This window comes from Pseudomonas sp. ADPe (assembly GCF_014843515.1).
Classification (GTDB): Bacteria; Pseudomonadota; Gammaproteobacteria; order Pseudomonadales; family Pseudomonadaceae; genus Pseudomonas; species Pseudomonas citronellolis.
Map to the genome: position 1 here is coordinate 1,724,899 of NZ_CP062122.1, position 14,280 is coordinate 1,739,178.

The following is a 14,280-nucleotide window of genomic DNA, read 5'->3' on the forward strand; positions in this document are numbered from 1 at the left end:
TTTCCCTCACTGCCAGGAACGATGGTAGGCGCCCAGGGTGGTCTGGTGGCCTTCGGAAAGTTTCTCCAGCGCGGCCTGCCACTGCGCCTGCGGCTGGTAGCGCTCCGGCGCGCGGCGCCAGCTGTCCAGCGCCTGGCGCCAGACGCGGGTGACCTGCTCGACGTAGGCCGGGCTGCGCTGGCGGCCCTCGATCTTCACCGCCGCCACGCCGATCTGCGCCAGCTGCGGGATGAGGTCGATGGTGTTGAGGCTGGTGGGCTCCTCCAGGGCGTGGAAGCGCTGGCCGTCGACCACGAAGCGGCCCTTGCAGAGGGTCGGGTAGCCGGCCGGCTCGCCCGGCGCGTAGCGGTCGATCAGCACTTCGTTCAGGCGCGAGGTCAGCCCTTCGGGCTCCTCGCTCCAGCGCACCGCCTTGGCCGGCGAGCAGACGCCGCAGAGGTTCGGCGACTCGCCGGTGACGTAGGAGGACAGGTGGCAGCGCCCCTCGGCCATGATGCACAGGCTGCCGAAGGCGAAGACTTCCACCGGCACCGGGCTGTTCGCCGCCACCTGGCGCACCTGGGCCAGCGACAGCACACGCGGCAGCACGGCGCGGCGGATGCCGTAGCGCTCGTGGTAGAAGGCCAGCGCCGCGACGTTGGTCGCCGAGCCCTGCACCGACAGGTGCAGCGCCAGGTCCGGGTGGCGCCGCGCGGCGTAGCCGAGCACCGCGCAGTCGGCGGCGATCAGCGCGTCCACGCCCAGTTCGGCGGCGTGGTCCACGGCCCGCTGCCAGCGCGGCCAGCCGGCGGCGCCGGGATAGGTGTTGACCGCCAGGTAGAGCTGCCGGCCGGCCGCGCGGATCAGCCCCAGGCCCTCCTGCAGCTGGCGGTCGTCGAGGTTCAGCCCGGCGAAGTGGCGGGCGTTGGTGTCGTCGCGGAAACCCACGTAGATGGCGTCGGCGCCTTCGCGCAGCGCCGACTTGAGGGCGGGCAGGCTGCCCGCCGGACATACCAGTTGCATGCTTCCCCCTTGCATGGAACGGCCGCCGCGCCTCGGCGAGGCCAGCGGCCAGGGCTGACGTCAGCCGTACAGTTCGCTGAACGGCAGGTAGGCCACGGGCTCGCCGGCGGCGAGGGTGCGCCCCGCCTCCACCACCGCCAGGCCGTCGGCCCAGCTGGCGGCCAGCAGCATGGCCGAGCCCTGCTGCGGATGGATTTCCACCCGGCTGACGCCGCTGGCGTCGGTGGCCAGGCGCGCCCGCAGGTACTGGCGGCGCTTGTTCGGCTGCGGCCAGGCGAAGGCCGCCGGCAGGTTCAGCGGCGCCAGCGCGGTCTCGGCCAGCCCCTGGGCGCGGCGCAGGAAGGGCCGCGCCGCCACCAGGGCGGTGACCAGCGCCGCCGCCGGGTTGCCCGGCAGGCCCAGCCAGGGCTTGCCGGCCACGCTGCCGAAGGCCAGCGGCTTGCCCGGCTGCATCGCCAGGCGCCATAGGTGCAGTTCGCCGAGGGCGCCGACCGCCTGCTTGAGATGGTCGCGCTCGCCCACCGAGACGCCGCCACTGCTGATCAGCACGTCGCATTCGGCGGCGGCCAGTTCCAGGGCGTCGCGGCTGGCGGCCAGGGTGTCGACCAGCACTTCGTATTCCTGTACGTCCAGGCCCCATTGGCGCAGCAGGGCGCCGAGGCTGAAGCGGTTGGCGTTGTAGATCTGCCCCGGCGCCAGCGCCTGACCGGGCTCGCGCAGCTCGTCGCCGCTGCTCAGCAGGCACACGCGCAGGCGCCGGTACACCGGCACCCGGGCCTGGCCCACGGCGGCCAGCAGGCCCAGTTCCTGGGGCCGCAGGCGGAGTCCGGCACGCAACAGCGGCGCGCCCTGGCGCAGTTCCTCGCCACGGCGGCGCACATGGCTGCCCAGCGTGACCGCCGGCAACCACACGCGGTCGCCCTCGGCCCGGCAATCCTCCTGGGCCACCACACTGTCGGCCCCCGGCGGCAAGGGCGCGCCGGTGAAGATGCGTACAGCGCAACCCGCCGGCAACGCCTGGTCGCCCGCCTCGCCGGCGGCGATGCAGCCGGCCAGCGCCAGGCTGCCGCCGCCCGCCGGCACGTCGGCCGCGCGCAGGGCGTAGCCGTCCATCGCGCTGTTGTCCCAGTGCGGCAGGTCGCAGGGGGCTTCCAGGTCGCTGGCCAGCACCCGGCCGAGGGCATCGGCCAGGGCCACGGACTCCACCGCTGGCGGCGCCGGGGCGCGCGCCAGCAGCTCGGCCAGGGCCTCGTCCACCGGTTTCAGGCCGTGGCCGTCACAGCCGCAGCCGCTCATGACCGGCTGCCGCAGGCACAGGCGCCGCCGCCGCAGCCGCCCTCGGGCCTGGGCGGGGTCTTCAGGTGCGGCACGAAGTTGCATGGCCGGGTGCGGCTGTCCAGCTGCGCGGCGAGGATTTCCCGCCAGGCGGTGCGGCAGGCGCCGGGCGAGCCGGGCAGGCAGCAGACCAGGGTGCCGTTGGTGACGCCGGCCAGGGCCCGCGACTGGATGCTGGAGGTGCCGATCTCGCCCAGGGAGACCTGGCGGAAGAGTTCGCCGAAGCCCTCGACGCGCCGCTCCAGCAGCGGCTCGACGGCCTGCGGGGTGTTGTCGCGGGCGGTGAAGCCGGTGCCGCCGGTGACCAGCCCGACCTGGATGCGTGGGTCGGCGATCCAGGCGCAGACCACCGCGCGGATCTGGTGGATGTCGTCCACCACCAGGCGCCGCTCGGCCAGCACGTGGCCAGCCTCGCGCAGGGCGTCGGCCAGGGTCTGGCCGGAATCGTCGGTTTGCAGGGTGCGGGTGTCGCTGACGGTCAGCACGGCGATCTGCAGGCTCTGGAAGTCCTGCGTGGCCAGGTGGCTCATGGCTGCCTCCGGGGAAGGATGAGACTGCGGCCAGCCTGCGCCTCGGCGGCTGGCCTGCCCATTCCTCGGAAGAGGTAGCGCGACTATTTGTCCCAGCGCTGCGCCGCGGCCTGGTCGCTGCAGCGGCCTTCCACCCAGCGTGGGCCTTCGGCGGTGTCTTCCTTCTTCCAGAAGGGCGCGCGGGTCTTGAGGTAGTCCATGACGAAGTTGCAGGCGTCGAACGCCGCCTGGCGGTGGGCGCTGGCGGTGCCGACGAAGACGATGGGCTCGCCCGGCTCCAGGCGGCCGATGCGGTGGAGGATCTCCAGGCGCAGCAGCGGCCAGCGCTCCCGGGCCTGCCCGGCGATCTTCTCCAGGGCCCTCTCGGTCATGCCCGGGTAGTGTTCGAGGAACATGCCGCCGACCTCGCGGCCGTCGTTGAAGTCACGCACGTAGCCGACGAAGCCGACCACCGCGCCGATGCCGACGTTGGCGGCATGCAGCGCGTTGACCTCGGCGCCGGGGTCGAAGGGGCTTTCCTGGACGCGCACGGCCATGGCCTCAGCCTCCGGTGACGGTGGGGAAGAAGGCCACCTCGTCGCCATCGGCGAGGGGCTCGTCGAGGGCGCACAACTCCTGGTTGCGCGCGCACATCAGGTTCTGCTCGGCCAGCACCTGCCAGGCGCCGCCGCGTTGCAGCAGGTGCTCGCGCAGGCCGTCGACGCTGGCGAAGGCCTCGCTCCAGCCCAGCTGCTCGCCGTCCAGGCCGAGGGCCTCGCGGTAACGGGCGAAGTATTGCACGCGGATCATCGGCCCTCCTCCGCACGGTAGTGGCCGCTCTTGCCGCCGAGCTTCTCCAGCAGGCGCACGCCCTCGATGGTCATGCCCTTGTCCACGGCCTTGCACATGTCGTAGATGGTCAGCGCAGCGACGCTGGCGGCGGTCAGCGCTTCCATCTCCACGCCGGTCTGCCCGGCCAGCTTGCAGCGCGCCTCGATGCGCACGGCGTCCTCGCCGTCGGCCTGCAGCTCGACCTTGACGCTGGTGAGCAGCAGCGGGTGGCACAGCGGGATGAGCTCGTGGGTGCGCTTGGCCGCCTGGATGCCGGCGATGCGCGCCACGGCGAAGACGTCGCCCTTGGGGTGGCCGCCGTCCTGGATCAGGCGCAGGGTTTCCGGGCGCATGCGCACCCGCGCTTCGGCCACGGCTTCACGGGAGGTCACCGCCTTGTCGGTGACGTCGACCATGTTGGCGCGGCCCTGGGAATCGAGATGGGTCAGCAAGGAAGGTCTCCGGGTAGAACGAGCGATGGCAACCAGTGTACGCCCTGGACGGGCCGTGGGGGGCCTGGCGAGAGGTGAAAAAGGAGGGGGGATTGTATACAAAAAGAGGTAGGGCGGGTCCAGGTCGGACGCTGGAATGGTGGCGGAGTCCGTCACCCTCACCCCAACCCTCTCCCAGAGGGAGAGGGGGCCGTTCGGCGTGGACGGAAAGTGTAGTGGTCAACTAATTCCGGACACCTCGATAGGTGGTTTCGACGCCATCGCCCGCTCGTAAACGGTCGGTGGCAGATATCCCAGTTTCGAGTGCAGCCGCTCGTTGTTGTAAAACCCAACGATGTATTCCACGATGTCACGTATCGCTTCTGCGTGATTGGCGTAGTCGCGGCGCCATACCCGCTCCATTTTCAAACTCAGAAAAAAGCGTTCCATCACTGAGTTGTCCCAGCAGTTACCTTTACGGCTCATGCTTTGCTGCATGTCATTTCGCGCCAGCAACGCTCTGTAGCTTGCGCTGGCGTACTGGCTACCGCGATCCGAGTGGGCGATCAGGCCAGGTGGCGGTTGACGCTGAGCAATTGCCAGCTGCATTGCACTACACACCAGCTCGGCAGGCATGTTCGGGGCCATGGACCAACCCACGATCTTGCGTGAGAACAAATCCAATACCACAGCCAGGTACAGCCAGCCGCTGCGGGTCCGGATGTAGGTAATGTCCGCTACCCAGGCCTTGTTTACCGCCTCAGGCTCGAATTGACGATTCAGTACATTGTCGGCAACTGGCAGGTCGTGCTTGCTATCGGTCGTGTGCACAAACTTACGCTTCCAAGCCGAACGCAGGCCGTTGGCACGCATCAAGCGACGAATTTTATAAACGCCGATTTCCATACCCTTGGCGCGCAACGCTTTACGTAACGGACGGCTCCCATAGCAGCCGCCACTCGCATCAAACGACGCTTTGAGCTGCACGGTCACGGGGCAAACCGATGCTGGCGTGTCGGCACGCCTGTTTGCCTCGTAGAACCCCGATCGGCTGACCCCCAGCAGCCGACAGACATACGCCACCGAATAAGCCTTCTGTTGCAGCTGCCGAACCAGGCGATACGTTACTTCAGCTCGCGGGCAAAGAAGGCGGTGGCTTTTTTTAATACATCGTTATCCATCTTGAGCTGGCGGTTTTCCTGCTCCAGCTGCCGGATTCGCTGCTGTTCGGATGTTAGTGGTTTACCGATCCCGGGCTGACCCAATTGCTCAGCCTCGTACTGCTGAACCCAGCGCCGGACGGCTGTCTCACCAATATTCAGATCGCGACAGACCTGCGGAGCGGTCAGCCCCTGGTCCTTGATCATCTTCACGACTTGCAGCTTGAAGCTGTCGTCGAATGTCCTGCGTTTGGTGGTCATGAAAAACTCCTCGATAGATGCATTTTCCACCTATCGAGGTGTCCGGGGAAATTAGACCACTACAAAGTTCGGCCTCAACCTGTAGGAGCGAGCTTGCTCGCGAACAGGAGCTGCCGGCTGACTGCATGGCCCCCCGTTCTGCCCAACGGTCCCCTCTCCCGCTTGCGGGGGAGGGTTAGGGAGGGGGTGCGGAGTTCAGGCCGAGCGCTGGAGCAGCGGCGAAGTCCGTAACCCTCTCCCCAGCCCTCTCCCTGAAGGGAGAGGGGGCCGTCCGTGCCGGCTGGGAGAGCGGCTTTAGCCGGAAATTACGGTGGGGCCGGCTGACTGCATGGCCCCCCGTTCTGCCCAACGGTCCCCTCTCCCGCTTGCGGGGGAGGGTTAGGGAGGGGGTGCGGAGTCCAGGCCAAACGCTGGAGCAGCGGCGAAGTCCGTAACCCTCTCCCCAGCCCTCTCCCTGAAGGGAGAGGGGGCCGTCCGTGCCGGCTGGGAGAGCGGCTTTAGCCGGAAATTACGGTGGGGCCGGCTGACTGCGTGGCCGCCCGTTCTGCCCAACGGTCCCCTCTCCCGCTTGCGGGGGAGGGTTAGGGAGGGGGTGCGGAGTCCAGGCCAAACGCTGGAGCAGCGGCGAAGTCCGTAACCCTCTCCCCAGCCCTCTCCCTGAAGGGAGAGGGGGCCGTCCGTGCCGGCTGGGAGAGCGGCTTTAGCCGGAAATTACGGTGGGGCCGGCTGACTGCATGGCCGCCCGTTCTACCCACACGGTCCCCTCTCCCGCTTGCGGGGGAGGGTTAGGGTGGGGGGGCGAGTTCAGGCCGAGCGCTGGAGCAGCGGCGAAGTCCGTAACCCTCTCCCCAGCCCTCTCCCTGAAGGGAGAGGGGGCCGTCCGTGCCGGCTGGGAGAGCGGCTTTAGCCGGAAATTACGGTGGGGCCGGCTGACTGCATGGCCTCCCGTTCTGCCCAACGGTCCCCTCTCCCGCTTGCGGGGGAGGGTTAGGGAGGGGGTGCGGAGTCCAGGCCAAACGCTGGCGTGGCGGCGAAGTCTGTAACCCTCTCCCCAGCCCTCTCCCTGAAGGGAGAGGGGGTTGTCCGTGCATCGGGGAAGACTCGCGTACGCCGGCCAGCCCAGCAGGAGCCTGGCCGGTTCCGCGTTTACAGATGTGCCTCGGCGAACTCCGCCAGCACCGAGCGCGGTACCCCTTGCAGGGTCACGTGCACGCCGTGGGGGAAGTCCTTGAAGCGTTCGGTCAGGTAGGTCAGGCCGGAGCTGGTGGCCGACAGGTAGGGGGTGTCGATCTGCGCCAGGTTGCCCAGGCAGATCACCTTCGAACCGTTGCCCGCGCGGGTGATGATGGTCTTCATCTGGTGCGGGGTGAGGTTCTGGCACTCGTCGATGAGGATCAGGCTCTGCTGGAAGCTGCGGCCGCGGATGTAGTTCAGCGATTTGAACTGCAACGGCACCTTGCTGAGGATGTAGTCGACGCTGCCGTGGGTGCATTCGTCGTCCGAATGCAGGGCTTCGAGGTTGTCGGTGATGGCCCCCAGCCAGGGCTCCATCTTCTCGGCCTCGGTGCCAGGCAGGAAGCCGATGTCCTCGTCCAGGCCCTGCACGCTGCGGGTGGCGATGATGCGCCGGTAGCGCTTGGTGACCATGGTCTGCTCGATGGCCGCGGCCAGCGCCAGGATGGTCTTGCCCGAGCCCGCGGCGCCGGACAGGTTGACCAGGTGGATGTCCGGGTCGAGCAGCGCGTACAGCGCCAGCGACTGGTACAGGTCGCGCGGGCGCAGGCCCCAGGCTTCCTGGTGCAGCAGCGGCTCCTGGTGCAGGTCGAGGATCAGCAACTCGTCCTGCTGGATGCCCTTGATCCAGCCGACGAAGCCCTGCTCGTCGACGATGAACTCGTTGATGTGCACCGCCGGCAGGTTGTCGGTGAGCTGCACGCGGTGCCAGGTGCGGCCGTGGTCCTGGCGCGTCTCCACCTTGCTGACGCGGTCCCAGAACGAGCCGTTCAGCGAGTGGTAGCCGCGCGGCAGCAGGGCCACGTCGTCGATCAGCTGGTCGGTGTGGTAGTCCTCCGCCGCCACCCCGCAGGCGCGCGCCTTCAGGCGCATGTTGATGTCCTTGGTGACCAGCACCACCCGGCGGCTGCTGTTGCGGCTCTGCAGCTCGACCAACTGGTTGATGATCTTGTTGTCGTTGAGGTGCTCCGGCAGCCAGGTGATCGGCTCGGCGCGCTTGCTCATGAGGATCGACAGGCTGCCGCAGGGGCCGCTCTTGCCACGCTGGATGGGAACGCCGTCCTCCACCTGCTCCGGGCTCGCCTCACCCAGCACCTGGTCGATCAGGCGGATGGCCTGGCGGCATTCGGCGGCGACGGAGTGCTTGCCGGTCTTGAGCTTGTCGAGTTCTTCCAGCACCGTCATCGGGATGGCGACGTGGTGTTCCTGGAAGTTGAGCAGGGCGTTGGGATCGTGGATCAGAACGTTGGTGTCGAGGACGTAGAAGATCGGCTGGGTGGTGCTGGAACGTCCGTGGTCATCCATACGCGTGTCACCTCATTCTGGGGGCGTTACGACGGAATGCCGTGACAGCGCTCCGCCGTGCGGTGAGACGCCGGCTCTCGATGCCGGGGCTCGAGAGAGGTGCAAGCAAGGGACGGGCCGGGGCCGCCACCTGTCTGCAGGGTTCGGCGGTCTACGGCTCCAGAAATACAGGAAAAATTGTGACGGTAGAAAGTCTTTTTCCTTATCAGGCGAATTTTTTTCGCCGGCTGACGAAATACCTTGGCGCGGCTGCGTTACGGCGCTAATTTTATTAATCCGATCATCGGCTTATCCGCGCCCGACGGTCTTCCTGCGCCCCTCCTCATTGGCCCCGCCTATCGTCCCCATGGGTGGAGCCGGCCCCGGCAACTCCCTACAATCGCCCGACGCTTCGAGGAGACCGCACGATGCTGATGGTGATTTCCCCCGCCAAGACCCTGGACTACGAGACCCCGCCGGTCACCGACCGCCACACCCTGCCGCTGCACCTGGACGATGCCCAGGAGCTGATCGGCGTGCTGCGCGAGATGACCCCGGCGCAGATCGGCAGCCTGATGAGCCTGTCGGACAAGCTCGCCGGCCTGAACGCCGCGCGCTACGCCAGCTGGTACCCCGACTTCAGCCCGGCCAACGCCAAGCAGGCGCTGCTGGCCTTCAAGGGCGATGTCTACACCGGCCTTGCCGCCGAGGACTTCGACGCCGCCGACTTCGACTTCGCCCAGCTCCACCTGCGCATGCTTTCCGGCCTTTATGGCGTGCTGCGGCCGCTGGACCTGATGCAGCCCTACCGCCTGGAGATGGGCACCAAACTGGCCAACGCCCGCGGCGCCAACCTCTATGAGTTCTGGGGCGAGCGCATCAGCGCCTGGCTGAATCAAGACCTCGCCGAGCAGGGCGACGCCGTGCTGCTCAACCTGGCCTCCAACGAATACTTCGGCGCGGTGAAGCGCAAGGCGCTGGACGCCCGCATCATCGACACCGAATTCAAGGACCTGAAGAACGGCCAGTACAAGATCATCAGCTTCTACGCCAAGAAGGCCCGCGGCCTGATGGCGCGCTACGTGATCAAGGAGCGCCTGACCGACCCCGAGGGCCTGAAGGACTTCGACTACGCCGGCTACCGCTTCACCGCCGAGGAGTCCTCCGCCGACCGCCTGGTGTTCCTGCGCGACCACCCCGACGCCTGACCTGCCCCCGAAAAGTGGCGGCCAAACGGCCGTCACGCCCCCTCCCCCGCTACCGTCGATCCCCCTCCAGCCCCCATGTGCCGCCGAATTACCCACACGGCGAAAATGGTCAAGACTACCGTTCGTCGGCAACAGCCAAGACATTGAAAAAATTTTTCTCGCTCCCGCGCGCCATCACCACGGCAGAAAAGCGCCTTTTTTGCCATCGCGCATGTAATCCATTGGCCATTAAAAGCACCCCGCCATTACATGCAATTCACGATTGCAAGTTGCACGAAATACCTTGAAACACCCTCCCCGGCATCCTGAACGGCAGCTGAACGAAGTGTAAAACGGCTGAATCAGCGCGGAACTTTTTCCAATCCTTGCATTTTGCAAGTCCGCCAAAAACGACAGTCGTGTTTCAGCTTGATATCAAAAGCGCCTTATTTGATGGCGATTGGATATTTAATTCCGACCACTCCTCAGGATGGGTGGCAGGAACTATCGAGCGGCCTCGAACATCCTACTTCCGCAACGCCCATCATGGGTTTGTTGCCCATAACCAGGTTTTTCGAAAACGCATCGAGCGCTGCTCGAGGGACTCGTTCAACCTGAATAATTTCAATGCGTTATGAAATTAATGCAGAACTCCAAAGCAAACTTTAGTGCATCAGAAGAGTGCAATTAGTTCTAACTTTGCAATCACCCTGAAACATTAAAGTGCATGCCGCGGAACTCTGCCCGAATTGAGTGCAGAAAATTCGAGTCACTCACGGACTGCCTGAAGCGGCGCGCCTGACAGGGGCGCCGCAGCAAAAGGGAATTGGCCAGAAGGCCAACTTTTAACAGCTCGACAAAGCAGAGGTGAATACGATGCGTATCAGCATCTTTGGTCTTGGCTACGTCGGTGCAGTATGCGCCGGTTGCCTGTCCGCCCGTGGTCACGAAGTGATCGGCGTGGACGTTTCCACCACCAAGATCGACCTGATCAACCGCGGCAAGTCGCCCATCGTCGAACCGGGGCTGGAGCCCCTGCTGGAACAGGGCATCCGCACCTCGCGGCTGTCGGGCACCACCGACTTCAAGCAGGCGGTGCTGGATAGCGACGTCTCCTTCATCTGCGTCGGCACCCCGAGCAAGAAGAACGGCGACCTGGACCTGGGCTACATCGAGAGCGTCTGCCGCGAGATCGGCTACGCCATCCGCGAGAAGGCCGGCCGCCACACCGTGGTGGTGCGCAGCACCGTGCTGCCGGGCACCGTGAAGAACGTGGTGATCCCGATCATCGAGGACTGCTCGGGCAAGAAGGCCGGCGTCGACTTCGGCGTGGGCACCAACCCCGAGTTCCTGCGCGAGAGCACCGCGATCAAGGACTACGACTTCCCGCCGATGACCGTCATCGGCGAGCTGGACGCGCAGACCGGCGACCTGCTGGAGGAAATCTACCGCGAGCTGGACGCGCCGATCATCCGCAAGTCCATCGAGGTCGCGGAGATGATCAAGTACACCTGCAACGTCTGGCACGCCGCCAAGGTCACCTTCGCCAACGAGATCGGCAACATCGCCAAGGCCGTCGGCGTCGATGGCCGCGAGGTGATGGACGTGGTCTGCCAGGACCGCAAGCTGAACCTGTCGCGCTACTACATGAAGCCCGGCTTCGCCTTCGGCGGCTCCTGCCTGCCCAAGGACGTGCGCGCTCTCACCTACCGCGCCGGCCAGCTGGACGTCGAGCACCCGATGATCGGCTCGATCATGCGCAGCAACGCCTACCAGGTGCAGAAGGCCTTCGAGATCATCACCGCCCACGGCAGCCGCAAGGTCGGCCTGCTCGGCCTGTCGTTCAAGTCCGGCACCGACGACCTGCGCGAGAGCCCGCTGGTGGAACTGGCCGAGATGCTCATCGGCAAGGGCTACGAGCTGCAGATCTTCGACCGCAACGTCGAGTACGCCCGCGTTCACGGCGCGAACAAGGAGTACATCGAGTCGAAGATCCCCCACGTCTCTTCGCTGCTGGTCTCCGACCTCGACCAGGTGGTGAAGACCTCCGACGTGCTGGTGCTGGGCAACGGCGACGAGCTGTTCGTCGACGTGGTGAACCAGGCGCCGCAGGGCAAGAAGGTGGTCGACCTGATCGGCTTCATGTCCCACGGCTCCGACGAGCGCGCCGAAGGCATCTGCTGGTAAGCGCCGCCGGCTCTTCGCAGGAGCGAGCCTGCTCGCGAACGCTCTTCCCGGCGGTACCGGTGCCGGGGCGGTTCGCGAGCAAGCTCGCTCCTACGGGAGCCCACCTGTTCCCACGAAGCCAAGACGCGACTGACGGACCTGACCATGGACGCATACAAACGAGCCCTCGGCGAAGCCACCGGCTGGCTGGCCTTCCTCTGCCTGCTGATGGGCCTGGCGCTGATCGTGCCCCCCACGGTGTTCGACCCCAATGCCCGCGACTTCCTGCTGATCATCGGCGCGGTGGGCATCTGGCGCTACTCCATGGGCGGCCTGCACTTCCTGCGCGGCATGCTCTTCCTCCACGTCGTCTACCCGCACTACAAGCGGCGCCTGCGCAAGCTCGGCAAGGCGGCGGACCCGTCCCACGTCTACCTGATGGTCACCAGCTTCCGCATCGACGCCATGACCACCTCCATGGTCTACCGCTCGGTGATCCAGGAGGCCATCGCCTGCGGCTACCCGACCACCGTGGTCTGCTCCATCGTCGAGATGTCCGACGAGGTGCTGATCAAGCAGCAGTGGCAGAAGCTCAACCCGCCCGCCCACGTGAAGCTGGACTTCGTGCGCATTCCCGGCACCGGCAAGCGCGACGGCCTGGCCCACGGCTTCCGCGCCATCTCCCGGCACATGCCCGACGAAGGCTCGGTGGTGGCGGTGATCGACGGCGACACCGTGCTCGAACCCGGCGTGGTCCAGGCCACGGTGCGCTGGTTCAAGCTGTTCCCCCAGGTCGGCGGCCTGACCACCAACGAATTCTGCGAGGTGCAGGGCGGCTACGTGATGAGCCAGTGGCACAAGCTGCGCTTCGCCCAGCGCCACATCAACATGTGCTCCATGGCCCTGTCCAAGCGCGTGCTGACCATGACCGGGCGCATGTCGGTGTTCCGCGCCGCGGTGGTCACCGACCCCGACTTCATCGCCGACGTCGAGGCCGACCACCTGGACCACTGGCGCCTGGGGCGCTTCCAGTTCCTCACCGGCGACGACAAGTCCAGCTGGTACAGCCTGATGCGCCTGGGCTACGACACCTTCTACGTACCGGACGCGGCCATCAACACCGTCGAGCACCCGCCGGAGAAGAGCTTCGTCAAGGCCAGCCGCAAGCTGATGTTCCGCTGGTACGGCAACAACCTGCGGCAGAACTCCCGCGCCCTGGCCCTGGGCCCGCAGCGCCTGGGCTGGTTCACCACGGTGGTGCTGTTCGACCAGCGCCTGTCCATGTGGACCTGCCTGCTGGGCCTGGTGGCGGCGATCATCGCCAGCATCAAGTACAGCATCACCTTCCTGCTGGTGTACCTGCTGTGGATCGGCATCACCCGCCTGATCCTCACCCTGCTGCTGTCGCTGTCCGGCCACCCGATCGGCCCGGCCTACCCGCTGATCCTCTATTACAACCAGATCGTCGGCGCCCTGGTGAAGATCTACGTGTTCTTCCGCCTCGACCAGCAGTCCTGGACGCGCCAGAGCACCAAGCTCGACCGCGGCCTGAACAGCTACCAGCGCTGGTTCAACACCTGGTCCTCGCGCGCCATGACCTTCTCTGCCGCCAGTGTGTTCGTCGCCGTACTCCTGACGATCGTATGACCCCTTGAGCAACCGGCCCGCGGCCGATCCGACCCGTTTCGAACATAGGACCGACTTCATGAATACCGCCGTCAACGTCAACGTCGTGCACGAATCCGAAGCCCAGCGCCAGCACGCGCGGGTCAAGCTGCCCGCGCGCATCCGCTACATCGGCGCCAACCGCGAGGGCGTCGACGCAAGGCTCTTGGACCTTTCCGCCGGCGGCTTCGCCTTCACTGCCAGCGGCGCGCCGATCCAGGTCGGCGACATCCACAAGGGCAAGCTGCTGTTCCAGATCGACAGCATCAGCTTCGCCCTGGAAGTGGAGTTCCAGGTGCGCTCCTTCGACCCGGACAGCCGCCGCACCGGCTGCGAGTTCCAGCACCTGAAGCCGCGCGAGGTCGCCGCCCTGCGCTACCTGATCACCGCGTACCTGGCCGGCGAGGTGGTCAGCGTCGGCGACATGCTCAACACCCTGCAGCGCGAGAACTTCACCAAGGCCCGCAAGCACGGCGGCGCCGGCGGCGGCATGGGCTTCTTCGGGCGCATCCGCGCGGTGACACTGAGCACCGCCATCTTCGTGGTCGGCGTCGGCGCCTTCGCCTTCATCCTCAACCAGCTGTACAACCTGTACTTCGTCACCCATGCCGACTCCGGCGTGGTCAACATCCCCGCCCAGCAGATCACCATGCCCCGCGAGGGCACCGTCGACAGCCTGGTGCAGATGGACGCCGAAGTGGCCAAGGGCGCGCCCATCGCCACCTTCTCCACCAGCCTGCTGGACCTGCTCAAGGGCAACCTGTCCGACGAGCAGCTCAACCCCGGCAACATCGAGAAGCTCTTCGGCCACCAGCTCAAGGGCACCCTCACCAGCCCCTGCGACTGCCGGGTGATCGAGCAGCGCGTCGCCAACGGCCAGTACGCCAACAAGGGCGACGTGATCTTCACCCTGGCCCCGCGCGACGCCAGCGCCACCGTCGAGGCACGCTTCGCCTACCGCAACGCCGCCGAACTCTCGCCGGGCACCCTGGTGCACTTCCAGGTCGCCGGCGACAGCGAAGTGCGCAGCGGCCGCATCCTGCGCACCGCGCCGGTGGACGGCGACCTGTCGTCGGAGATCCGCGCGCAGATCCAGCCCGAGCAGCCGCTGGACAGCCAGCTCGCCGGGCGCCCGGCGGAAGTCAGCATCGGCGGCCTGCCCGGCCGCACCCTGCTGAACAAGGCCATGGCCATGGCCACCGCGCGCTGAGGACCC

The 14,280-nt window shown here is 66.5% G+C and carries 12 protein-coding genes; 4 read left to right on the forward strand and 8 right to left on the reverse strand.

Annotated elements, in window-relative coordinates; genetic code table 11:
- Window positions 1-6 precede the first annotated feature (6 nt).
- From ubiU to IG194_RS07850, 8 genes are all read right to left on the reverse strand, one after another.
- Window positions 7-1,002: a ubiquinone anaerobic biosynthesis protein UbiU gene (ubiU, locus tag IG194_RS07815; RefSeq protein WP_043273102.1), complete on the reverse strand. Its 996-nt coding sequence runs from the start codon at window positions 1,000-1,002 to the stop codon at window positions 7-9.
- A gap of 60 nt (window positions 1,003-1,062) precedes the next feature.
- Entirely contained in the window at window positions 1,063-2,298 is a 1,236-nt protein-coding gene (gene glp, locus IG194_RS07820) for a gephyrin-like molybdotransferase Glp (RefSeq protein WP_058487365.1), read from the reverse strand.
- On the reverse strand, window positions 2,295-2,867 hold the full coding sequence (gene moaB, locus IG194_RS07825) for a molybdenum cofactor biosynthesis protein B (protein ID WP_058487366.1): 573 nt from the start codon (window positions 2,865-2,867) through the stop codon (window positions 2,295-2,297). The genes glp and moaB overlap by 4 nt, the downstream gene beginning before the upstream one ends.
- Window positions 2,868-2,950: 83 nt before the next feature.
- Window positions 2,951-3,403 (reverse strand): molybdopterin synthase catalytic subunit MoaE, encoded by a 453-nt coding sequence (gene moaE / locus IG194_RS07830; protein ID WP_009616094.1) that lies wholly within the window; start codon window positions 3,401-3,403, stop codon window positions 2,951-2,953.
- Between the two features lie 4 nt (window positions 3,404-3,407).
- Window positions 3,408-3,656: a MoaD/ThiS family protein gene (locus IG194_RS07835; protein WP_009616093.1), complete on the reverse strand. Its 249-nt coding sequence runs from the start codon at window positions 3,654-3,656 to the stop codon at window positions 3,408-3,410.
- On the reverse strand, window positions 3,653-4,129 hold the full coding sequence (gene moaC, locus IG194_RS07840) for a cyclic pyranopterin monophosphate synthase MoaC (RefSeq protein ID WP_009616092.1): 477 nt from the start codon (window positions 4,127-4,129) through the stop codon (window positions 3,653-3,655). The genes IG194_RS07835 and moaC overlap by 4 nt, the downstream gene beginning before the upstream one ends.
- A 219-nt stretch (window positions 4,130-4,348) precedes the next feature.
- Window positions 4,349-5,529 (reverse strand): IS3 family transposase gene (locus IG194_RS07845; RefSeq protein WP_197674156.1). Its coding sequence is split into 2 segments (ribosomal slippage): window positions 4,349-5,274 and window positions 5,274-5,529, totalling 1,182 coding nucleotides; the frame shifts between segments, so codons are not numbered across the junction.
- Window positions 5,530-6,675: 1,146 nt separating this feature from the next.
- Window positions 6,676-8,067, reverse strand: a complete 1,392-nt coding sequence (locus IG194_RS07850; RefSeq protein WP_009616091.1) for a PhoH family protein — start codon at window positions 8,065-8,067, stop codon at window positions 6,676-6,678.
- A gap of 407 nt (window positions 8,068-8,474) precedes the next feature.
- Here IG194_RS07850 and yaaA point away from each other — a divergent pair, with 407 nt between their 5' ends.
- From yaaA to IG194_RS07870, 4 genes are all read left to right on the forward strand, one after another.
- Entirely contained in the window at window positions 8,475-9,254 is a 780-nt protein-coding gene (yaaA, locus tag IG194_RS07855) for a peroxide stress protein YaaA (protein ID WP_058487367.1), read from the forward strand.
- Between the two features lie 855 nt (window positions 9,255-10,109).
- Entirely contained in the window at window positions 10,110-11,420 is a 1,311-nt protein-coding gene (gene algD, locus IG194_RS07860; RefSeq protein ID WP_043312658.1) for a GDP-mannose 6-dehydrogenase, read from the forward strand.
- Window positions 11,421-11,564: 144 nt separating this feature from the next.
- Complete coding sequence (alg8, locus tag IG194_RS07865; protein ID WP_009616088.1) at window positions 11,565-13,046, forward strand: mannuronan synthase; 1,482 nt, start codon at window positions 11,565-11,567, stop codon at window positions 13,044-13,046.
- 58 nt (window positions 13,047-13,104) lie between these two features.
- Entirely contained in the window at window positions 13,105-14,274 is a 1,170-nt protein-coding gene (locus IG194_RS07870; RefSeq protein ID WP_009616087.1) for an alginate biosynthesis protein Alg44, read from the forward strand.
- The last annotated feature ends 6 nt before the right edge of the window (window positions 14,275-14,280 follow it).

Coding starts and splice junctions, on each gene's coding strand:
- ubiU (WP_043273102.1), bottom strand. CDS start 1,002: ATGCAACTGGTATGTCCGGCGGGCAGCCTGCCCGCCCTCAAGTCGGCG.
- glp (WP_058487365.1), bottom strand. CDS start 2,298: ATGAGCGGCTGCGGCTGTGACGGCCACGGCCTGAAACCGGTGGACGAG.
- moaB (WP_058487366.1), bottom strand. CDS start 2,867: ATGAGCCACCTGGCCACGCAGGACTTCCAGAGCCTGCAGATCGCCGTG.
- moaE (WP_009616094.1), bottom strand. CDS start 3,403: ATGGCCGTGCGCGTCCAGGAAAGCCCCTTCGACCCCGGCGCCGAGGTC.
- IG194_RS07835 (WP_009616093.1), bottom strand. CDS start 3,656: ATGATCCGCGTGCAATACTTCGCCCGTTACCGCGAGGCCCTCGGCCTG.
- IG194_RS07850 (WP_009616091.1), bottom strand. CDS start 8,067: ATGGATGACCACGGACGTTCCAGCACCACCCAGCCGATCTTCTACGTC.
- yaaA (WP_058487367.1), top strand. CDS start 8,475: ATGCTGATGGTGATTTCCCCCGCCAAGACCCTGGACTACGAGACCCCG.
- algD (WP_043312658.1), top strand. CDS start 10,110: ATGCGTATCAGCATCTTTGGTCTTGGCTACGTCGGTGCAGTATGCGCC.
- alg8 (WP_009616088.1), top strand. CDS start 11,565: ATGGACGCATACAAACGAGCCCTCGGCGAAGCCACCGGCTGGCTGGCC.
- IG194_RS07870 (WP_009616087.1), top strand. CDS start 13,105: ATGAATACCGCCGTCAACGTCAACGTCGTGCACGAATCCGAAGCCCAG.